Annotated in this window: 15 protein-coding genes; 12 read left to right on the top strand and 3 right to left on the bottom strand. The window is 72.7% G+C overall.

Features of this window, described 5'->3' with window-relative positions; genetic code table 11:
- Positions 1-353 precede the first annotated feature (353 nt).
- From ACF1BE_RS24955 to ACF1BE_RS24970, 4 genes are read left to right on the top strand one after another with little or no spacing between them, the layout of a single operon-like run.
- On the top strand, positions 354-2522 hold the full coding sequence (locus tag ACF1BE_RS24955) for a WD40/YVTN/BNR-like repeat-containing protein (RefSeq protein ID WP_392201244.1): 2169 nt from the start codon (positions 354-356) through the stop codon (positions 2520-2522).
- Positions 2519-4489 (top strand): beta-galactosidase, encoded by a 1971-nt coding sequence (locus ACF1BE_RS24960; RefSeq protein WP_392201245.1) that lies wholly within the window; start codon positions 2519-2521, stop codon positions 4487-4489. The genes ACF1BE_RS24955 and ACF1BE_RS24960 overlap by 4 nt, the downstream gene beginning before the upstream one ends.
- Entirely contained in the window at positions 4486-6735 is a 2250-nt protein-coding gene (locus tag ACF1BE_RS24965) for a glycoside hydrolase N-terminal domain-containing protein (protein WP_392201246.1), read from the top strand. The genes ACF1BE_RS24960 and ACF1BE_RS24965 overlap by 4 nt, the downstream gene beginning before the upstream one ends.
- Positions 6717-7430, top strand: a complete 714-nt coding sequence (locus tag ACF1BE_RS24970) for a hypothetical protein (protein WP_392201247.1) — start codon at positions 6717-6719, stop codon at positions 7428-7430. The genes ACF1BE_RS24965 and ACF1BE_RS24970 overlap by 19 nt, the downstream gene beginning before the upstream one ends.
- Before the next feature lie 396 nt (positions 7431-7826).
- Here the strand turns inward: ACF1BE_RS24970 and ACF1BE_RS24975 are convergent, their stop codons facing one another.
- The gene (locus tag ACF1BE_RS24975; RefSeq protein ID WP_392201248.1) at positions 7827-8840 is read right to left on the bottom strand and encodes a LacI family DNA-binding transcriptional regulator; all 1014 of its coding nucleotides are present in this window, start codon (positions 8838-8840) and stop codon (positions 7827-7829) included.
- A 315-nt stretch (positions 8841-9155) separates the two neighbouring features.
- On the opposite strand from ACF1BE_RS24975, the gene ACF1BE_RS24980 reads away from it, so the two are divergent.
- The gene (locus ACF1BE_RS24980; RefSeq protein ID WP_392201249.1) at positions 9156-11093 is read left to right on the top strand and encodes an acyl-CoA dehydrogenase family protein; all 1938 of its coding nucleotides are present in this window, start codon (positions 9156-9158) and stop codon (positions 11091-11093) included.
- Here the strand turns inward: ACF1BE_RS24980 and ACF1BE_RS24985 are convergent.
- A complete protein-coding gene (locus tag ACF1BE_RS24985) occupies positions 11090-11548 on the bottom strand; it encodes a lamin tail domain-containing protein (RefSeq protein WP_392201250.1) in 459 nt (152 codons plus the stop codon). The genes ACF1BE_RS24980 and ACF1BE_RS24985 overlap by 4 nt on opposite strands.
- A 174-nt stretch (positions 11549-11722) precedes the next feature.
- On the opposite strand from ACF1BE_RS24985, the gene dxr reads away from it, so the two are divergent.
- The 7 genes from dxr (at position 11723) to ACF1BE_RS25020 (ending at position 19677) form a co-directional block, all read left to right on the top strand.
- Positions 11723-12994 (top strand): 1-deoxy-D-xylulose-5-phosphate reductoisomerase, encoded by a 1272-nt coding sequence (gene dxr / locus ACF1BE_RS24990; protein ID WP_392201251.1) that lies wholly within the window; start codon positions 11723-11725, stop codon positions 12992-12994.
- Positions 12991-14292 (top strand): M50 family metallopeptidase, encoded by a 1302-nt coding sequence (locus tag ACF1BE_RS24995; protein WP_392201252.1) that lies wholly within the window; start codon positions 12991-12993, stop codon positions 14290-14292. The genes dxr and ACF1BE_RS24995 overlap by 4 nt, the downstream gene beginning before the upstream one ends.
- Positions 14293-14482: 190 nt before the next feature.
- Complete coding sequence (gene ispG, locus ACF1BE_RS25000; protein ID WP_392201253.1) at positions 14483-15640, top strand: flavodoxin-dependent (E)-4-hydroxy-3-methylbut-2-enyl-diphosphate synthase; 1158 nt, start codon at positions 14483-14485, stop codon at positions 15638-15640.
- Between the two features lie 99 nt (positions 15641-15739).
- The gene (locus tag ACF1BE_RS25005) at positions 15740-16588 is read left to right on the top strand and encodes a GNAT family N-acetyltransferase (protein WP_392201254.1); all 849 of its coding nucleotides are present in this window, start codon (positions 15740-15742) and stop codon (positions 16586-16588) included.
- Between the two features lie 20 nt (positions 16589-16608).
- Complete coding sequence (locus ACF1BE_RS25010) at positions 16609-17139, top strand: GNAT family N-acetyltransferase (protein WP_392201255.1); 531 nt, start codon at positions 16609-16611, stop codon at positions 17137-17139.
- A gap of 188 nt (positions 17140-17327) precedes the next feature.
- Complete coding sequence (locus tag ACF1BE_RS25015) at positions 17328-19034, top strand: proline--tRNA ligase (RefSeq protein WP_392201256.1); 1707 nt, start codon at positions 17328-17330, stop codon at positions 19032-19034.
- A 112-nt stretch (positions 19035-19146) separates the two neighbouring features.
- Positions 19147-19677 (top strand): GNAT family N-acetyltransferase, encoded by a 531-nt coding sequence (locus tag ACF1BE_RS25020; RefSeq protein ID WP_392201257.1) that lies wholly within the window; start codon positions 19147-19149, stop codon positions 19675-19677.
- Positions 19678-19730: 53 nt separating this feature from the next.
- On the opposite strand, the gene ACF1BE_RS25025 is transcribed toward ACF1BE_RS25020, so the two are convergent.
- Positions 19731-20630 (bottom strand): aminoglycoside phosphotransferase family protein, encoded by a 900-nt coding sequence (locus ACF1BE_RS25025; protein WP_392201258.1) that lies wholly within the window; start codon positions 20628-20630, stop codon positions 19731-19733.
- Between the last annotated feature and the right edge of the window lie 15 nt (positions 20631-20645).

The following is a 20645-nucleotide window of genomic DNA, read 5'->3' on the forward strand; positions in this document are numbered from 1 at the left end:
AGGGGCCGGCGCCTGCCGGGGGAGAGCGGACGGTGCGGTGGGCCGGTGACCGCGGATCCGGCGGGCGGTCGGCGCTGTTGGACCGCGGACCGCCCGCCGGACCCGGCCGCGGCGGACCCGGCCGCGTGGGCCCCCGCCGCCTCGCCGCCCCGCGCTCCCGCGCCTGCGAAGTACCGCGCCCCAAGCGCTGCACCCTTCGGAGCCCTGCGGCCCCACGCCTCCGCGACCCGCGCCCCCCGGGCACCGATGCCCCGTCGCCCGACGAACCGCTCCCGCCGCGTACCGACAAGCGGCCCAGCTCCGCCCCGGACCAGCCACCAGACCCATCCGACCCCCGTCCAGTGAGGTACGCCATGCCGAACCCGAGCCGAAGAACCGTACTCGCCACGACCGCCGCGGCCGCCGCGCTCGCCGGCCTGCCCACGCGGGGACACGCGGCCGAGGCCCGGCACCCGGCGTACCGCTGGCGCACGGCGGTGATCGGCGGCACCGGATTCGTCACCGGCATCCTCTTCCACCCCACCGTCCCCGGCCTCGCCTACGCCCGCACGGACATCGGCGGCGCCTACCGCTGGGACCGGGAGACCGCCCGCTGGACCCCGCTCACCGACCACCTCGGCTGGGACGACTGGAACCTCCTCGGGGTGGAGGCCCTGGCCGTCGACCCCTCCCACCCGGACCGGCTGTACCTCGCCCTCGGCACGTACGCCCAGCCCTGGGCCGGCAACGGCGCGTTCCTGCGCTCCGAGGACCGCGGCGCCACCTGGCACCGCACCGGCCTGCCCGCGCGGCTCGGCGCCAACGAGGACGGCCGGGGCACCGGCGAACGGCTCCTCGTCGACCCCCGCGACAGCGACACCCTCTGGCTCGGCACCCGCCACGACGGGCTGCTCAGGTCGACGGACCGGGGCGCCACCTGGTCGAGGGCGACGGGCTTCCCGGCCACGCCCACCGGCACCGGCCAGGGCGTCACCCTCCTCGCCGCCGCCGGCCGCACCGTCTTCGCCGGCTGGGGGGACGCCGACGGCACCACCGCGCGGCCGAACCTGTACCGCACCGTGGACGGCACCGTCTGGGAGCCCGTCCCCGGGCAGCCGGCCGGCACCTCCGCCAGGGTCCCGGTCCGTGCCGCCCACGACCACCACACCCGCGAGCTGTACGTCACGTACGCCGACGCGCCCGGCCCCAACGGCCAGACCACCGGCAGCGTGCACAAGCTGGACACCGCCACCGGCGCCTGGACCGACGTCACCCCGGCCGTCCCGGGCGGCACCGACACCTTCGGGTACGGCGGGGTCGCCGTCGCCGCCCGCCGTCCCGGCACGGTGGTCGTCTCCACCAACAACCGCTGGTCCGCCGTCGACACCCTGTACCGGACCACGGACGGGGGCCGCAGCTGGGTCTCCCTGAAGGACACCGCCGTCCTCGACGTCTCCGAGACCCCCTACCTCCGCTGGGGCCAGGACGAGCCCAAGTTCGGCTGGTGGATCCAGGCCGTCGCCGTCGACCCGTACGACCCGGAGCACGTCCTCTACGGCACCGGCGCCACGATCTACGGCACCGGGGACCTCGTCCACTGGGCGCCCCGCGTCCGCGGCCTGGAGGAGACCTCCGTACGGCAGCTGATCTCACCGCCCACCGGAGCGGCCCACCTGATCAGCGGGAACGGCGACATCGGCGTGCTGTACCACGAGCGGCTCACCGCCTCCCCGGCGCGCGGCATGGCCACCGACCCCGTCTTCGGCACGGCGACCGGACTCGCGCTGGCCGCGGCGAAACCGTCGTACGTCGTGCGCACCGGGTGGGGTGACCACGGCAACGGCGCCTTCTCCCAGGACGGCGGACGCACCTGGGCACCCTTCCCGGCCCAGCCCGCCCACGCCGGCGACGGTCCGGGCCCGATCGCCGTCGGTGCCGACGGCGGCGTGCTGCTGTGGGCCTTCACCAGCGGGCCCGCCCACCGGTCGGCCGACGGCGGTGCCGGCTGGGAGGAGGTGCCCTCCTTCCCGCGGGGAGCCACCCCGGTGGCCGACCCGGCCGACCCGGCCGCCTTCTACGCCTACGACACCGGCACGGGAACGCTGTACGCCGCCACCGACCACGGCCGTACGTTCACCGCCCGCGCCACCGGACTGCCCGCCGGCGACAACCAGTTCCAGCTCGCCGTGGCGCCCGGGCGCACCGGAGACCTGTGGGTGAGCGCCAAGGAGGACGGGCTGTACCGGTCCACCGACGGCGGGGTGAGCTTCACCGCGGTCAGCGGTGTCCGGGCCGCGTACACCCTCGGCTTCGGCAAGGCCGCGCCCGGCGCCCGCTACCCGGCGCTCTACCTGGTCGGCGCCACGGACGCCGGCACCGCCGTCCTGCGCTCCGACGACCGGGGCAGGACCTGGACGCGTATCAACGACGACGCCCACCAGTGGGGCTGGACCGGGCAGGCGATCACCGGTGACCCGCGCGTCCACGGGCGTGTCTACCTCGCCACCAACGGGCGGGGCGTCCAGTACGGAGAACGCACATGAAACCGGCCCTCGCCGACGCCACCCGGGGCCGCGTCCTCTTCGGCGGCGACTACAACCCCGAGCAGTGGCCCAAGGAGACCTGGCAGGACGACGTCCGGCTGATGACGCAGGCCCGGGTCAACTCCGTCACCCTCGGCGTCTTCTCCTGGTCCACACTCGAACCCGAGCCGGGAGCCCGCGAGTTCGGCTGGCTGGACCGGCTCATGGACCTCCTGCACGACAACGGCATCGGCGTCGTCCTCGCCACGCCCACGTCCTCCCCGCCGCCCTGGATGGGCCGACTGCACCCCGACACCCTGCCCCGGGACGCCGACGGCCACATCGAGTGGTGGGGCGGCCGGCAGCACTTCTCGCACTCCAGCGCCACCTACCGCCGGTACGCCGCCGCCATCACCGAGGACCTCGCCGCCCGCTACGGCACCCACCCGGCGCTCACCATGTGGCACATCAACAACGAGTACTGCACCGCCGATCACGGCGACGAGGCCGCCGCCGCCTTCCGCCGCTGGCTCCGGCAGCGCTACACGACCCTGGACGCCCTCAACGCCGCCTGGGGAACCCCCTTCTGGAGTCAGGGCTACGACACCTGGGACGGCATCCTGCCCCCGCGCCGCGCCCACTACCTGAAGAACCCCGCCCAGGTGCTGGACTTCCGCCGGTTCACCTCCGACATGCTCCTGGAGTGCTACACCGCCGAACGGGACATCGTCCGCCGGCACACCCCGCACCTCCCCGTGACCACCAACTTCATGCCGCTGTGGATCGGGCAGGACGCCTGGCGCTGGGCCCGGGAGGAGGACGTCGTCTCCGTCGACCTCTACCCCGACCCGCGCGATCCGCTGGGCGCACAGCACGGGGCGCTCGTGCAGGACCTCACCCGTTCGCAGGCGCGCGGACCGTGGATGCTCATGGAACAGGCGGCCGGCCCGGTCAACTGGCGGGGCGTGAACCACCCCAAACCGCGCGGCCTCAACCGCCTGTGGTCCCTCCAGGCCGTCGCCCGCGGCGCCGACGCCGTCTGCTACTTCCAGTGGCGCCAGTCGCGGCAGGGCGCCGAGAAGTTCCACTCCGGCATGGTCGGTCACGCGGGGGAGCAGGGACGCACGTACCAGGAGGTCCGGCAGCTCGGGGCCGAACTGGAGCGGATCTCGGGAGACGTGAGCGGCGGCCGGATCGACGCGGACGTCGCCGTCCTGCACGACTGGCACTCCTGGTGGGCCGGCGCACACGAGGGACGGCTGTCGACGCTGGTGGCCCTCCCGGAGGTGCTCACCGCCTGGCACCGGGCCCTGTGGGAGGAGAACCTGACCACCGACTTCGCCCACCCGGAGCACGACCTGTCCGGCTACGGGCTCGTCGTCGTCCCGCAGCTGTACCTCCTCACCGACGCCGCCGTCGCCAACCTCCTCGCGTACGTCCGCGGTGGCGGCACCCTGGTCTGCGGCTTCCTCACCGGCGTCGTCGACGAGGACGACCGGGTCCGGGCCGGCGGCATGGACGTCCGGCTGCGGGAGCTGTTCGGCATCCGCACCTTGCACGAGTGGTGGCCGCTGGAGGCGGGGGAGACCGTGGCGTGCGAGGGCTTCCGCGGGACGCTGTGGTCGGAGGAGATCGAACCGGAGCCGGGGGCCGCCGAGACCGTGCCGTACCGGGGCGGCGAACTCGACGGGCTGCCCGCCGTGCTGCACCGGGGTCGCGCCTGGTACGTCTCCACCCTCCCCGAGCCGGACGCGCTGCGCACCCTGCTGGCCGGCATCGCCGCCGGGGCGGGGGTGCGGCCGGTGCTCGACGGGCTCCCGCCGGGGGTGGAGGCGGTGCGCCGCGGGGAGCTGCTCTTCCTGCTCAACCACGGGCGGGAGCAGGTCACCGTCCAGGTGCCCGGCACGCATCACGAGCTGCTCGGCCGTACGGACGTCACGGACGCGCTCACCCTCGGCCGTCACGGCGTGGCGGTGCTGCGGTCATGAGCCGCACCCCGGTCCACGGCACCTGGGAACCGGCTCCGGCCGCCCGCTGGGAGGACGCCTTCCTGAGCGGGAACGGCCACCACGGCGCCCTCGTGTCCGGTGACCCGAACGACGAGCGGGTCGTCGTCACCCATCACACCCTGGTACGGCCCAACGGAGCCGAACACGCCCGGCCGCCGCGGCTCGCCGCCGCACTCCCCGCCGTCCAGGACCGGTTGCTCGCCGGGGACCACACCGCCGCCGACGGTTTCACCGACGGCCGGCCGCTGCAGTGGGTGCAGCCCTTCCACCCGGCCTTCCGGATACGACTGCGCAGACCGGCGGGCAGTGGGCACGACGGCCACCACCGTGCCGTCGACTTCACCACCGGCGAGGTCACCGCGGTCCGTGCCGGCACCGGCAGCCGCGTCTTCGTCTCCCGCGCCGACGACGTCATCGTGCACGAGGTCACCGCGGGAGACCTCCACGTGGACCTGGACCACCGGCTGCCGGGCGCCCCCACCGGACTGCGGGTCGGCCAGGGCACCCTGCTCACTCCCGAGGGCGCCCTGCTCAGCCTGCGCGCCCGCTACCCGGACAGCGACCGCGCCTACACCGGCGTGACCCTCGTCGCCGCCTTCGGCGGCCGTACCGAACTCGTCCCGCCGGGCGTCCGCGTCACCGGCGCCCGCTCGGTGCTGCTGCTCACCCGGGTGCGCCGGCACACCGGAGAGGCGGACGTCGTCGCCGAGGCCCGGCGGCTCCAGGGCCTGCTCGACGGCACCGAGCGGCCGTACGACAGCCTGCTCGCCCGACATCTGCTCCGGCACCGCACCGCCTACCTGCGGGTCACCCTCGACCTCGGCGCCGACCCGGCCGAGCGCGCCCTGCCCGGCTCCGAGCTGCTGCGGCGCCCGCACAGCCCGGCCCTGCTGGAACGGCTGTTCGCGGCCGGCCGCTACCACCTGCTCTCCAGCAGCGGCCTGCTCCCGCCCCGGCTCACCGGACTGTGGACCGGCGACTGGGACACCGCCTGGTCGGGGGCGTTCACCACGAACGCCAACCTCAACCTCCAGACCGCCGCCGCACCCGCCGCCGCCCTGCCCGAGGTCACCGAGGCCCTGGCCGCGCTCGTCGAGCGGCAGCTGCCGGACTGGCGGGCCAACGCGCGCGCCGTCTTCGGCGCCCGGGGCGCGGTCGCGCCCTCGCACACCGACGGCGAGTCAGGACTGACGTACCACTTCAGCCGCGACTACCCGCTGCACCTGTGGACCGCCGGCGCGGACTGGCTGCTCAAACCGCTGGTCGACCACGACGAGATCCGCGGCGCCCAGGATCCGCGCACCGCCGCGGCCCTCGCCGAGGCGGCCCTCTTCTACGAGGACTTCCTCACCCGCACCGACGCCGGCGGCCACCTCGTCGTCGTGCCCTCCTACTCGCCCGAGAACCGCCCCGCGAACGGCAGCTGGGGCGCGGTCAACGCGGCCATGGACCTCTCCGCCGCCCGGCACACCCTGCGTACCGCCGCCCGCTACCACCCCGGACGTGCCGCGGTCTGGCGGGCGTTGGCGGACCGGCTGCCCCCGCACCGGATCAACGCCGACGGCGCCCTCGCCGAATGGGCCTGGCCGGGGCTCGACGACACCTACGACCACCGCCACCTCAGTCACCTGTACGGCGTCTGGCCGCTGGAGGAGATCACCCCCTACGACACCCCGCGCCTGGCCGCCGCCGCCCACCGGGCGCTCGCCCTGCGCGGCACCGGGAACGACTCCGCCCACGGCCATCTGCACCACGCCCTGATCGCCGCCCGGCTCGGGGACACCGTCATGGCCGCCGGCGCCCTGCGCCGGGTCCTGGACGGCGACTTCTTCCACGCCTCCCTGATGAGCGCCCACTACCCGCGCCGCGACGTCTACAACGCGGACGCCGCGCACACCCTGCCGGGCGTGCTGATCGAGATGCTCGTCCGGTCCACCCCCCACCGGCTGGTCCTGCTGCCCGCCGTACCGGACACCTGCCCCAGCGGCGAACTGCGCGGCGTGCTCACCCGGTTCGGCGCGGAACTCGACCTCGTCTGGAGCCCGGACGGTGCCCGCGCCGTCCTGCGGCCCCACCGCACCCTCCGCGTCGAACTGCGGACCTCCTCCGGCACCGAGCCGCTCGCCCTGGTCGCCGGAGAAGAACGCGTCCTCACCCTGGGGGCGCGGCAACCAGCACCACCTCCCCCACCCATGGAAGGGACACCATGGCAACAAGCACGCTGACCAGGGTCGCCAAGGCCCTGATCGCCCCCGTCCTGGCCCTCGGCGCCACCGTCGGCCTCGCCTCGGCACCCGCCTCCGCCGCCGTCTGGAACTCCTGCGACCAGTGGGGCAACACCACCCTGAACGGCTACACCCTCTACAACGACATCTGGGGCTCCGGCGCCGGCAGCCAGTGCATCTGGGCCAACTCCGGCACCAACTGGGGCGTCAACGCCAACCACCCCGACACCGGCGGCATCAAGTCCTACCCGAACGCCAAGAAGGTCGTCAACAAGCCGATCGGCTCCCTGACCTCGCTCACCAGCAACTACAACGTCTCCGTCCCGTCGGCCGGCGCGTACAACACGTCGTACGACATCTGGGACACCGGCTACAAGTACGAGATCATGCTCTGGGTCAACAGGACCGGTCCCGTCGGTCCGCTCGGCAGCTCCCAGGGCACCGTCACCCTCGGCGGTTCCACCTGGACCGTCTACAAGGGCAACAACGGCTCCAACGAGGTCTTCTCCTTCGTCCGCACCTCCAACTCCAGCTCCGGCACGGTGAACGTCCTGCCGATCCTGAAGTGGATCAGGGACACCAAGGGCTGGTTCGGCAACGTGACCATCGGTGACGTCCAGTTCGGCTTCGAGATCACCTCCTCCTCCGGCGGCCTGAACTTCACCGTCAACAGCGAGAGCGTCAGCAGCGGCTGAGCCGCGGCGGGCAGGGGCCGGTCCCGCCCGGGACCGGCCCTCCTGTCGTTCCGCGACCGGCAGCCGCGCCCCGTCGCGCAGGAACAGCGGGATCCGGTCCAGCGGCGCGTCCACCGTCACGGCCGTCCCGCCCTCGTACGTCACGCCCGTCCACGCGTCCGTCCGTCCCGCTCCCGGAGCGTGCCGACGGTGGGGGAGGACTGGGCGAGGCTGATCGCGGGCTGCGCGACGGCAGGCTGGTTCACGGCGGCTCCCGGGGAGAGGCGTGCGGACAGGTGCGGGACAGACGGCGCCGTACCCCTGCCGTCGCGGGGTGCCGGGCGCGGGGCGCGGCAGGCCCGGACGCGGTCGGGCAGGGGCGGCGGGCCGGGACGCGGTGGGCCGGGACGCGGTGGGTCAGGACGTTGCGGGGGCCGGTCCCGAACTCGCCCGTACCGTCAGCTCGGGCGCGAGCAGCTCGACCTCGTCGCCGCCCTGCCCCTCCAGCTTGGCCACCAGGTGTTCCACGGCGTGCCGGCCCAGCTCCTGGGCTGGGACGGCGACCGAGGTCAGCCGCACCGAGGCCTGGACGGCGACCTGTTCCGGGCAGACCGCGACCACGGACACGTCCTCGGGCACGGCCCGGCCCTGCTGGCGCAGCAGCGCGAGCAGCGGCTCCACCGCCGACTCGTTCTGCACCACGAACCCGGTCGTCGCCGGCCGCTCGTCGAAGATCCGGGCCAGCGTGAGGGCCATCGCGTCGTACCCGCCCTCGCAGGGCCGGTGCAGCACGCGCACCCCCGACTCCCGGGCCCGGGAGCGCAGCCCGTCGAGCGTGCGCTCGGCGAAGCCGGTGTGCCGTTCGTAGACCGCCGGAGCCTCGCCGATGACAGCGATGTCACGGTGACCGAGCCCGGCCAGGTGCTCCACACAGAGCGCGCCCGTCGCACTCCAGTCCAGGTCCACGCAGGTCAGGCCAGTGGTGTCGGCGGGCAGGCCGATCAGCACCGACGGCTGGTCGGTGCCCCGCAGCAGCGGCAGCCGCTCGTCGTCCAGCTCCACGTCCATCAGGATCATGGCGTCGGCGAGCCCGCTGCCGGTCACCCGGCGCACCGCGTCGGGCCCCTCCTCACCGGTGAGCAGCAGGACGTCGTACCCGTGCGTGCGGGCCGTGGTGGCCACCGCGATCGCGATCTCCATCATCACCGGCACGTACATGTCGGTGCGCAGCGGGATCATCAGCGCGATGATGTTGGAACGGCTGCTCGCCAGGGCGCGGGCACCCGCGTTCGGGTGGTATCCCAGTTCCCGGATGCTCTGCTCGACCCGATGCCGGGTGGTGGTGGAGATGGACCGCTTGCCGCTGAGGACATAGCTCACCGTGCTCGCCGATACTCCGGCGTGCCGGGCGACCTCGGCGAGGGTGACCATCCAGCTCTCCCAACCTGGTGAAGCGCTTCGACACCGTGCGGTGCCGACACGACGAATGAGGGTGAGAAGGACACTAGCTGCAGCCACGGTGGGGTGTCCATAGGTCGTCGAAGCGCTTCGACAATTTTCCCGTCGCCTCCGGACTGCTCGTCGCGGTTCCCCGGACCCACCCCCACCGGCCCCCGGCAGGCCTTTCGGCCGTTCGGACGCGCGAGGGGTGGTGGGGCCGGTCCGTTTCGGGTACCAACGATCCAGTAGCACCGATCGGTCGTGAACCATCCCCCTCATCCCTTTTCCGCGGCGAGGTGAGCCTCCATGTCCGCCCCCTCCACCCCACGCACCACCGTCACCGAGCGCGAGGCCCGACAGGTGGCGGAGGCCGCCCGGGAACAGGACTGGCGCAAGCCCAGCTTCGCCAAGGAACTCTTCCTCGGACGCTTCCGGCTCGACCTCATCCACCCCCACCCGCTCCCCGCCGACGAGTCCGTCCGGCGCGGCGAGGAGTTCCTGGCGAAGCTGCGCGCCTTCTGCGAGTCGGGCATCGACCCGGCCCGCATCGAGCGCGAGGCCCGCATCCCCGACGAGGTCGTGGCCGGCCTCAAGGAACTCGGTGCCCTCGGCATGAAGATCGACCCCCGGTACGGCGGTCTCGGCCTCAGCCAGCTCTATTACAACAAGGCCCTCGCCCTGGTCGGCTCCGTCAGCCCCGCCGTCGGCGCGCTCCTCTCCGCCCACCAGTCGATCGGCGTACCGCAGCCGGTGAAGATGTTCGGCACCCAGGAGCAGAAGGACGCCTTCCTGCCCCGCTGCGCCCGCACCGACATCTCCGCCTTCCTGCTCACCGAGCCGGACGTCGGCTCGGACCCGGCCCGGCTCGCCACCACGGCCGTGCCGGACGGCGACGACTACGTCCTCGACGGCGTGAAGCTGTGGACCACCAACGGGGTCGTCGCCGACCTCTTGGTGGTCATGGCCCGGGTGCCGAGGTCCGAGGGCCACAAGGGCGGCATCACCGCCTTCGTCGTGGAGGCCACGTCCGAGGGCGTCACCGTGGAGAACCGCAACGCCTTCATGGGCCTGCGCGGCATCGAGAACGGCGTCACCCGCTTCCACCGGGTCCGCGTCCCCGCCGCCCACCGCATCGGCCCGGAGGGTGCGGGACTCAAGATCGCCCTCACCACCCTCAACACCGGCCGGCTGTCGCTGCCCGCCATGTGCGCCGGCGCCGGGAAGTGGTGCCTGAAGATCGCCCGCGAATGGGCGGCGGAGCGCGAGCAGTGGGGCAAACCGGTCGCGCTGCACGAGGCCGTCGGCTCCAAGATCAGCTTCATCGCGGCCACCACCTTCGCCCTGGAAGCCGTCCTCGACCTGTCCTCCCAGATGGCCGACGAGGACCGCAACGACATCCGTATCGAGGCCGCCCTCGCCAAGCTCTACGGCTCCGAGATGGCCTGGACGATGGCCGACGAACTGGTCCAGATCCGCGGCGGCCGGGGCTACGAGACGGCCGAGTCGCTGCGGGCGCGGGGCGAGCGTGGTGTCCCGGCCGAGCAGATCCTGCGCGACCTGCGCATCAACCGCATCTTCGAGGGCTCGACGGAGATCATGCACCTCCTCATCGCCCGCGAGGCCGTCGACACCCACCTCTCGGTCGCCGGTGACCTCATCGACCCCGACAAGCCCCTGTCCGCCAAGGCGAGGGCAGGCGTGAGCGCGGGTGTCTTCTACGCCGGGTGGCTGCCGAAACTGGTCGCCGGTCCGGGCCAGCTGCCCACGTCCTACGGCGACTTCCGGCACGGCATCGATCTCTCCGGGCACCTGAGGTACGTCGAGCGCACGGCCCGCAAACTGGCCCGCTCCACGTTCTACGCCATGTCCCGCTGGCAGGGCCGGATGGAGACCAAACAGGGCTTCCTCGGCCGGATCGTGGACATCGGCGCGGAACTGTTCGCGATGAGCGCGGCGTGCGTCCGGGCCGAGCGCCTGCGTACCCGGGGCGAGCACGGCCGCGAGGCCTACCAGCTGGCCGACGCCTTCTGCCGCCAGGCCCGCATCCGGGTGGAGGAACTCTTCACCCGGCTGTGGACCAACACCGACGACCTGGACCGCAAGGTGGTCAAGCAGGTACTCGGCGGAGCGTACGAGTGGCTGGAGGAGGGCATCCTCGACCCTTCGGGGGACGGCCCGTGGATCGCCGACGCGACCCCCGGACCGTCCGCGCGGGAGAACGCCCGCCGTCCGTTCGGGAACTAGCAGTACCTGTCGCTCGGGTCCCGCGTCGTCCAGGAGCAGGTGTCGACCCTGGTGCCGCTCGCCCTGGTCAGCGTGGCCGTGTCCTTGTCGTTGTTCCAGACGTAGGCGCGGCGGTCCTGGTACTTGTCCGACGCGGTGTCCGAGCCGCTGCCGGTGTGGACCTTCAGGTACTTCCCGGCGCCGATCCTGACGCTCGGGAAGACGTACTTGTGGTTCGAGGCGTCCTTCAGGACCCAGCCCTTGAGGGAGACCGCGGAACCGCTGGTGTTCTTCAGCTGCACCCACTCGGCGTTCAGGCTCTTGTTCGAGCGGTTGTCCGTGCCCGGGCTGTCGAACCAGACGTGATGGATCCGCACGCCCCCGGCGGCCTCGGCCGGGGTGCTGAGCAGGGTGCCGGTGAGCACGGCGGCCCCGGCGAAGGCGGGCAGGGCAGCGCGCAGGTGCGCAGTACGCATGGAGATCCCCCCAGGATGTCGTCCGCGAAATCGCGTGAACAGAAGTGTTATCACACGATCTTCACGATGACTTCACTTTCGGAGAGTCCCTCCCTCCGGCCGCGCGGGCCGTCGGGACACCCGTGCGAGGGACGCCCTGCCCGGCCCGCCTCCACTTGCGGCCACAATGGGGGGATGACCGACAGTCCCGCCCATCCGGCGCCCCTCGCCGACCCGCACCTCGTGTACGACCCCGTCACCGGGGACGGACCCAAGGACGTGGTGATCCTCGGTTCCACCGGATCCATCGGCACCCAGGCCATCGACCTCGTGCTGCGCAACCCCGACCGTTTCCGGGTCACCGGCCTCGCCGCGAACGGAGGCCGGGTCGCCCTCCTCGCCGAGCAGGCACACCGCCTGCGGGTGCGGACCGTGGCGGTCGCCCGCGAGGACGTCGTACCCGCGCTGCGCGAGGCGCTCGCCGCCGAGTACGGCACCGGGGAGCCGCTGCCCGAGATCCTCGCCGGACCCGACGCGGCCACCGGGCTCGCCGCCTCCGACTGCCACACCGTGCTGAACGGCATCACCGGTTCCATCGGCCTCGCCCCGACCCTCGCCGCCCTGGAGGCGGGCCGCACCCTCGCGCTCGCCAACAAGGAGTCGCTGATCGTCGGCGGCCCGCTGGTCAGGGCGCTCGCCGAGCCGGGCCAGATCATCCCGGTCGACTCCGAGCACGCGGCCCTCTTCCAGGCCCTCGCCGCCGGCACCCGCGCCGACGTCCGCAAGCTGGTCGTCACCGCGTCCGGAGGTCCCTTCCGCGGCCGGAGCAGGGCGGATCTGGCGCACGTCACCGTGGCGGACGCCCTCGCCCACCCCACCTGGGCGATGGGCCCGGTGATCACGGTCAACTCCGCGACCCTCGTCAACAAGGGGCTGGAGGTCATCGAGGCGCACCTGCTCTACGACATTCCCTTCGACCGCATTGAGGTCGTCGTGCACCCGCAGTCGTATGTCCACTCGATGGTCGAGTTCACCGACGGATCCACGATCGCCCAGGCGACGCCCCCCGACATGCGCGGGCCGATCGCCATCGGCCTGGGCTGGCCCGAACGCGTTCCCGACGCCGCCCCCGCCTTCTCCTGGAGCCAGGCGTCCACGTGGGAGTTCTTCCCGCTGGACAACGAGGCCTTTCCCTCGGTGAACCTCGCCCGGCACGTGGGGCAGCTCGCGGGCACGGCGCCGGCGGTGTTCAATGCCGCCAACGAGGAGTGCGTCGCGGCCTTCCTGGACGGCGCGCTGCCCTTCAACGGGATCATGGAGACCGTGACCCGGGTGGTCGAGGAGCACGGCACCCCGCTCGCGGGAACCTCGCTCACCGTGTCGGACGTCCTCGAAGCGGAGACCTGGGCGCGGGCCCGGGCCCGCGAACTCACAGCCACGACGGCGACCGCGGAGGCGCGTGCATGACGACCTTGATGTTCATCCTCGGCATAGTGGTCTTCGCGGTCGGCCTGCTCGTCTCGATCGCCTGGCACGAGCTGGGGCACCTGTCCACGGCCAAGCTCTTCGGTATCCGCGTCCCCCAGTACATGGTCGGATTCGGCCCCACCATCTGGTCGCGGAAGAAGGGCGACACCGAGTACGGCATCAAGGCCGTCCCGCTCGGCGGCTACATCCGCATGATCGGCATGTTCCCGCCCGACGGCCAGGGCCGGGTCTCCGCCCGCTCCACCTCACCGTGGCGGGGCATGATCGAGGACGCCCGCTCGGCGGCCTTCGAGGAGCTCCAGCCGGGTGACGAGACGCGCATGTTCTACACGCGCAGGCCGTGGAAGCGCGTCATCGTCATGTTCGCGGGCCCCGCCATGAACCTGGTGCTCGCGATCGCCCTGTTCCTCACGGTGCTGATGGGCTTCGGCATCCAGCAGCAGACCACCACCGTCGCCTCCGTCTCGCCCTGCGTCATCGCACAGAGCCAGCACCGCGACAGCTGCAAGAAGTCCGACCCCGAGTCCCCGGCCGCGCGGGCCGGCATGGAGAAGGGCGACAGGATCGTCTCCTTCGGAGGCGTGCCCACCAAGGACTGGAACACCCTCTCGGACCTCATCCGGGACAGCGCCGGCAAGAACGTCGCGATCGTCGTCGACCGCAAGGGCCACGAGCTGACCCTGCACGCGAAGATCGCCGAGAACCGGGTCGCCAGGAAGGACGCCGCCGGCAACTACGTCGACGGCTACGTCAAGGCCGGCTTCCTCGGCTTCGGCTCCGCCACCGGCGTCGTCAAGCAGGACTTCGGCGAGTCCGTGACCTGGATGGGCGACCGGGTCGGCGACGCCGTCGACTCCCTCGTCGCCCTGCCCGGCAAGATCCCGGCCCTGTGGGACGCGGCCTTCGGCGACGGCCCGCGCGAACCCGACTCCCCGATGGGCATCGTCGGCGCGGCCCGGGTCACCGGCGAGATCGCCACCCTGGACATCCCGGCCTCGCAGCAGCTGGCCATGTTCGTGTTCGTGCTCGCCGGCTTCAACCTCTCCCTGTTCCTGTTCAACATGCTCCCGCTGCTGCCGCTCGACGGCGGGCACATCGCGGGCGCCCTGTGGGAGTCGCTGCGGCGCAACCTGGCCCGGGTGCTGCGCCGGCCCGACCCCGGCCCGTTCGACGTCGCCAAGCTGATGCCGGTGGCGTACGTGGTCGCCGGGATCTTCGTCTGCTTCACCGTCCTGGTCCTCATCGCCGACGTGGTCAACCCGGTGAAGATCACCTAGGACCGAACGAGAGGGCCTGGCCGCACGGCATGCGGGGCGGCCCGGAACACGACCGTTTCCGGGCCGCCCCGAACGGGTGCCCTTACCGGGTGGGATGTGCCCGCGCCCGGGCCGGTGCCGTAATCTCGAAGCCCGGGACCCGCGGTTCACGGGACCGGACCTTGATCCACGACTTGGGGTTGCACAGCAGATGACTGCGATTTCTCTCGGCATGCCGTCCGTTCCGACCAAGCTCGCCGAACGCCGCAGGAGCCGGCAGATCCAGGTCGGAAGCGTGGCGGTCGGCGGAGACGCACCCGTATCGGTCCAGTCGATGACCACGACCCGTACGTCCGACATCGGCGCCACCCTCCAGCAGATCGCCGAACTGACCGCGTCCGGCTGTCAGATCGTCCGCGTCGCCTGCCCCACCCAGGACGACGCCGACGCCCTCGCGACCATCGCCCGCAAGTCGCAGATCCCGGTCATCGCGGACATCCACTTCCAGCCCAAGTACGTCTTCGCCGCCATCGAGGCCGGCTGCGCCGCCGTCCGCGTGAACCCGGGCAACATCAAGCAGTTCGACGACAAGGTCAAGGAGATCGCCAAGGCCGCCACGGAGCACGGCACCCCGATCCGTATCGGCGTCAACGCCGGCTCCCTCGACCGCCGCCTGCTCCAGAAGTACGGCAAGGCCACCCCCGAGGCCCTGGTCGAGTCGGCCCTGTGGGAGGCGTCCCTCTTCGAGGAGCACGACTTCCGCGACATCAAGATCTCCGTCAAGCACAACGACCCGGTCGTCATGATCGAGGCCTACCGCCAGCTCGCCGAGCAGTGCGACTACCCCCTCCACCTCGGCGTCACCGAGGCGGGCCCCGCCTTCCAGGGCACCATCAAGTCGGCCGTGGCCTTCGGCGCCCTCCTCTCCCAGGGCATCGGCGACACCATCCGCGTCTCCCTCTCCGCGCCGCCCGCCGAGGAGGTCAAGGTCGGCATCCAGATCCTGGAGTCGCTGAACCTGCGCCAGCGCGGTCTGGAGATCGTCTCCTGCCCGTCCTGCGGCCGTGCCCAGGTCGACGTGTACAAGCTCGCCGAGGAGGTCACCGCCGGCCTGACCGGCATGGAGGTCCCGCTGCGCGTCGCCGTCATGGGCTGCGTAGTCAACGGTCCCGGCGAGGCCCGCGAGGCCGACCTGGGCGTCGCCTCGGGCAACGGCAAGGGCCAGATCTTCGTCAAGGGCGAGGTCATCAAGACCGTCCCCGAGTCCAAGATCGTGGAAACCCTCATCGAGGAGGCCATGAAGCTGGCCGCCCAGATGGAGGCCGACGGCACCGCCTCGGGCGAACCGTCGGTGTCCGTGACGGGCTGATCCGGCGGACAGCGGACCACCGGCCGGCAGACGCGCCGCACAAGTGGCGCGGCTATAGTGCGGAGATCAGCAGAACCCAGCCAGGGTGAGGCCCCGCACGTGTTGACCCAGACCACCTCACGGGTGCTCGAACCGAGCGACCTGGACGCCGCGCTCGCCGTCCTCGACCGCGAGCCGGTCGCCAACGCCTTCGTGACCTCCCGTGTCCAGGTCGCCGGCCTCGACCCCTGGCGCCTCGGCGGCGAGATGTGGGGCTGGTACGAGGACGGCATGCTCACGTCCCTGTGCTACGCGGGCGCCAACCTCGTCCCCCTCTGCGCCACCCCGCGCGCCGTGCGCGCGTTCGCCGACCGTGCCCGGCGGGCCGGCCGCCGCTGCTCCTCCGTCGTCGGCCCCGCCGACGCCACCGCCGAACTGTGGCGGCTGCTGGAGCCGCACTGGGGCCCGGCCCGCGAGGTCCGCGCCCACCAGCCGCTGATGGTCACCGACCGCATGCCGGCCGGCATCGCCCCCGACCCGCACGTCCGCCGCGTCCGCAAGGACGAGATGGATACGATCATGCCGGCGTGCGTGGCCATGTTCACCGAGGAGGTCGGCGTCTCCCCGATGGCCGGTGACGGCGGCCTGCTCTACCAGGCCCGCGTGGCCGAACTGGTCGGCGCCGGCCGCTCCTTCGCCCGCGTCGACGACACCGGCCGGGTCGTGTTCAAGGCGGAGATCGGCGCGGCCACCCCCCACGCCTGCCAGATCCAGGGCGTCTGGGTGGCGCCCGAGTACCGGGGCCGAGGCCTGGCCGCCCCCGGCATGGCGGCGGTCCTGCGCTACGCCCTGGCCGACATCGCCCCCGTCGCCAGCCTCTACGTGAACGACTACAACACCGCGGCCCGCAGGACGTACCACCGTGTGGGCTTCCACGAGGTCGGCGCCTTCATGAGTGTGCTGTTCTGAACCCCCTGTACGCTCCCCGCATGGACCCCGTGATCGGCACCCTGGACCTCACCGCCCACGTCGACGAGGCCCTGGCGGTCCAGGCCCTCGCTTTCGGACTGGGTCCCGACGAGGTCGCCGTACGCCGTCAGATCGTCCTGCGCCACATGCAGTACCGGGGCGCCCGGGCCTACGGCGCGAGAGTCGACGGTCTGCTCGTCGGGTTCGTGTACGGCATGCCCAACAGCCGTATCCACTGGTGGTCCACCGTCGTGGAGCCCTACCTGCGCGCCAACGGCAACCAGGCCTGGCTGGACGACTCCTTCGTCATCACCGAGCTGCACGTCCACCCCGACCACCAGAACCAGGGCATCGGCCGGCGCCTGATCACCACGATCACCGACACCGCGGCGGAACCCCGCTCGATCCTCTCCGCGATCGACACCGACAGCCCCGCCCGCGGCCTCTACCACTCCCTCGGCTACACCGACCTGGCCCGCCAGGTCCACTTCCCGAGCGCGGCGAGACCGTACGCCGTCATGGGCGCCCCCCTGCCGCTGCGCAGGCGTTAGGGCCTCCGTCTTCCAGATCCCGCCGGGGTGGCGGGGCGCGGTCTGCTGCAGCGTGCCTGATCCGCAAGGCAGGCGTTAACCGATTTCCACCGGCACCGGCGGCCCGGCTAACCTCCTGTGCCAGCACCCTTCCCCACTCCCGGCCCCGCCCGAGTGGGGGACCCCCATCCGGCAGGAGTACGAGAACCATGGCCAACGCACCGGTCCAGCGCATGTCCCAGTTGATGGCGAAGACGCTGCGCGACGACCCGGCGGACGCCGAGGTCCTCAGCCACAAGCTCCTCGTCCGCGCCGGTTACGTCCGCCGCACGGCCGCCGGCATCTGGAGCTGGCTGCCCCTCGGCAAGAAGGTCCTCGCCAACGTGGAGCGGATCGTGCGCGAGGAGATGGACGCCATCGGCGCCCAGGAGGTCTCGCTGCCCGCCCTGCTGCCCCGCGAGCCGTACGAGGCGACCGGCCGCTGGGAGGAGTACGGCCAGGAGCTGTTCCGGCTCAAGGACCGCAAGGGCGGCGACTACCTCCTCGGCCCCACCCACGAGGAGATCTTCACCCTCCTGGTCAAGGACCAGTGCACGTCCTACAAGGACCTGCCGGTGATCCTCTACCAGATCCAGACCAAGTTCCGCGACGAGGCCCGCCCCCGCGCCGGCATCCTGCGCGGCCGTGAGTTCCTCATGAAGGACTCGTACTCCTTCGACACGGAGGACGAGGGCCTCGCCAAGTCCTACGCCCTGCACCGCCAGGCCTACCAGCGCGTCTTCGAGCGCCTCGGCCTCGACTACCGCATCTGTGCCGCCACCGCCGGCGCGATGGGCGGCTCGAAGTCCGAGGAGTTCCTCGCCCCGGCCGAGGCCGGCGAGGACACCTTCGCGGACTGCCCGAACTGCGACTTCGCCGCCAACACCGAGGCGATCACCTACGAGCTGAAGCCGGTCGACGGCTCCGCCCTGCCCGCGCTCGAGGAGATCCCCACCCCCGACACCCCGACCATCGAGACCCTCGCCGCGTCCCTCGGCGTCCCGGCCTCCGCCACGCTGAAGAACCTGCTGGTCAAGGTGGATGGCGAGATCGTCGCCGTCGGCGTACCCGGGGACCGCGAGGTCGACCTGGACAAGGTCGAGGCGCACTTCGCCCCGGCCGCCGTCGAGATGGTCACCGAGGCGGACTTCGCCGGCCGCCCCGACCTGGTGCGCGGCTACGTCGGCCCGCAGGGCCTCGGCGAGAAGGTGACGTACATCGCCGACCCGCGCGTGGCCCCCGGCACCACCTGGATCACCGGCGCCAACAAGGAGAACACGCACGCCCGGAACGTCGTCGCCGGCCGTGACTTCGAGGTCGACGCCTACGTGGACGTCGTGGTCGTGCAGGACGGCGACCCCTGCCCGAAGTGCGGCACCGGCCTGAAGCTGGACCGGGCCATCGAGATCGGCCACATCTTCCAGCTGGGCCGCAAGTACACCGACGCCCTCAAGCTGGACGTCCTCGGCCAGAACGGCAAGCCCGTCCGCGTCACCATGGGCTCCTACGGCATCGGCGTCTCCCGCGCAGTCGCCGCGCTCGCCGAGCAGACCGCCGACGAGCACGGTCTGGTGTGGACCAAGGAGGTCGCCCCGGCCGATGTGCACGTCGTCGCCGCCGGCAAGGCCCTCCAGACCGAGCTGGCCCTCGACGTCGCCGGGAAGCTGGCCGCCGCGGGCGTCCGCGTCCTGGTGGACGACCGGGCCGGGGTCTCCCCGGGCGTGAAGTTCACCGACGCCGAGCTGATCGGCGTCCCCCAGATCCTGGTGGCCGGCCGCCGCTCCGGCGAGGGCGTCCTGGAACTGAAGGACCGCAAGTCCGGTGAGCGCGAGGAGCTGACGGTCGAGGACGCGATCGCCCGCCTGACCGCGCAGTAGAGCAGACCCACGGGAGTCCGGGGGCGGACGGCCGCCCCCGGACGCCCGCCGGTGCCGCCGCCCCCGGAAAACCGCTTCGGCCCGACGGCGACCGCTGCCTAGGCTGGCCCGCATGCCGACACTCGAGCGACTCCTGCCCGGCCACGAGGCCGCCCTGCTCGCCTTCGAACGCGCCAACCGGGCGTACTTCGCCCGGACGGTGTCCGACCGCGGAGAGGCGTACTTCACCGAGTTCGCCGCCCGCCACCGCGCGCTCCTCGCCGAACAGGCGGCCGGCGTCTGCCACTTCCACGTGATCCTCGACGACCTGGGCGAAATCGTCGGCCGCGTCAACCTGGTGGACGTCGAGGCGGGGAGCGCCGAACTCGGCTACCGGATCGGCGAGCGTGCCGCGGGCCGCGGACTGGCCACGGCGATGGTCGCCGAGGTCTGCGACCTGGCCCGCGGCACGTACGGGCTGTCTGCCCTCACCGCGCTCACCACCAGCGACCACACGGCCTCCCGCACCGTCCTGGAGCGCAACGGTTTCATCGTGACGGCGAACACCTCCGTCGCCGGCCGCCCCGGCGTCCGCTACCGCCGCGGTCTGAACACGAACACCGGCCGGGTCCAGGCGCCCTCCGGACCCTGCCGGGGGGCGTGACCGGCCGGCAGGCGCGGCGACCGGCAGCGGGCCGCCCCGTCCGGGGGAAGGCCTCACAGCCAGCCCGCGAACTCCAGCAGCAGCTCCGCGTCCTTCTCACGGCCGACCCGCCGGGCGCGGATCCCCGACTCCACCGCCCGGAACAGCGTCCAGCCGCGCAGCCGCTCCTGGTCCACCTCCAGCGACTCCGCGAGCCGCTTGATCCGGCGCCGGGTGACGGCCGGGCCGGACGGCGTCGCGATCAGGTCCTCCACCCGGTCCCGCACCAGCCGCGCCAGGTCGAAGGCGCTCTCCCCGACCACCGGGTCGGGACCCACCGCGAGCCACGGCGTCCGCTCCCCGGCGAGCACCTTGCTCTGCCGGAACGTGCCGTGCAAAAGCAGCTGCCCGGACGGGGCGGCCAGCAGCTCCTCGCGGGCCGCGAGCGCCGCGTCGACCAGCGGCGCCGCCTCCGCATCGGCCCCGGCGCCCGCCCGCATCGCCGCCGCCTGCCTGCCGGTGCGCTCCGCGACGGTCTCGAAGACATGACCGGCCGGCGGCTTGACCCACAGCCTGCGCAGCGTCCCCGCCGCCTCCAGCAGCGCCTTCGCCTCCGGCAGCGACCGCACCGACACATCCGGGTGCAGCCGCTCCAGCAGCAGCACCCCCTCGTCCGGCTCCGCGTCCAGCAGCTGTACGGCGCCCAGCCCGGCCCAGTGCGCCAGCGCCGCCGCCTCGCTGCCCGGGCGGGCCCGCGGCGGCGCCAGCTTCAGCACGGCCGGTGTGCCGTCCGCCCGCCGTACCAGCACGACCAGGCTGCTGCGCCCGCCCGGCACCTGGACCCGCTCGACGGTCAACTCGCGCCGGGCGACGACCCGCTCGGCCACCGCGGGCAGCCGCGCCAGCCAGTCGTCACCGGCCGGTGCCGTCTCACCGAGCGCCCGCACCAGGCGCTGCGGCGGTTCGAAAGCCATGCGCGAGTCGTTTCC

It is taken from the genome of Streptomyces sp. NPDC014991 (genome assembly GCF_043080665.1).
GTDB lineage: Bacteria > Actinomycetota > Actinomycetes > Streptomycetales > Streptomycetaceae > Streptomyces.

Excerpts from the sequence above, each read along its gene's own strand:
- ACF1BE_RS25020 (WP_392201257.1), top strand. The coding sequence starts at position 19,147 with ATGCCGACACTCGAGCGACTCCTGCCCGGCCACGAGGCCGCCCTGCTC.
- ACF1BE_RS24955 (WP_392201244.1), top strand. The coding sequence starts at position 354 with ATGCCGAACCCGAGCCGAAGAACCGTACTCGCCACGACCGCCGCGGCC.
- ACF1BE_RS24965 (WP_392201246.1), top strand. The coding sequence starts at position 4,486 with ATGAGCCGCACCCCGGTCCACGGCACCTGGGAACCGGCTCCGGCCGCC.
- ACF1BE_RS24985 (WP_392201250.1), bottom strand. The coding sequence starts at position 11,548 with ATGCGTACTGCGCACCTGCGCGCTGCCCTGCCCGCCTTCGCCGGGGCC.
- ACF1BE_RS25010 (WP_392201255.1), top strand. The coding sequence starts at position 16,609 with ATGGACCCCGTGATCGGCACCCTGGACCTCACCGCCCACGTCGACGAG.
- ACF1BE_RS25025 (WP_392201258.1), bottom strand. The coding sequence starts at position 20,630 with ATGGCTTTCGAACCGCCGCAGCGCCTGGTGCGGGCGCTCGGTGAGACG.
- ACF1BE_RS24975 (WP_392201248.1), bottom strand. The coding sequence starts at position 8,840 with ATGGTCACCCTCGCCGAGGTCGCCCGGCACGCCGGAGTATCGGCGAGC.
- ACF1BE_RS24960 (WP_392201245.1), top strand. The coding sequence starts at position 2,519 with ATGAAACCGGCCCTCGCCGACGCCACCCGGGGCCGCGTCCTCTTCGGC.
- ACF1BE_RS24970 (WP_392201247.1), top strand. The coding sequence starts at position 6,717 with ATGGCAACAAGCACGCTGACCAGGGTCGCCAAGGCCCTGATCGCCCCC.
- dxr (WP_392201251.1), top strand. The coding sequence starts at position 11,723 with ATGACCGACAGTCCCGCCCATCCGGCGCCCCTCGCCGACCCGCACCTC.
- ACF1BE_RS24980 (WP_392201249.1), top strand. The coding sequence starts at position 9,156 with ATGTCCGCCCCCTCCACCCCACGCACCACCGTCACCGAGCGCGAGGCC.
- ACF1BE_RS24995 (WP_392201252.1), top strand. The coding sequence starts at position 12,991 with ATGACGACCTTGATGTTCATCCTCGGCATAGTGGTCTTCGCGGTCGGC.
- ispG (WP_392201253.1), top strand. The coding sequence starts at position 14,483 with ATGACTGCGATTTCTCTCGGCATGCCGTCCGTTCCGACCAAGCTCGCC.
- ACF1BE_RS25015 (WP_392201256.1), top strand. The coding sequence starts at position 17,328 with ATGGCCAACGCACCGGTCCAGCGCATGTCCCAGTTGATGGCGAAGACG.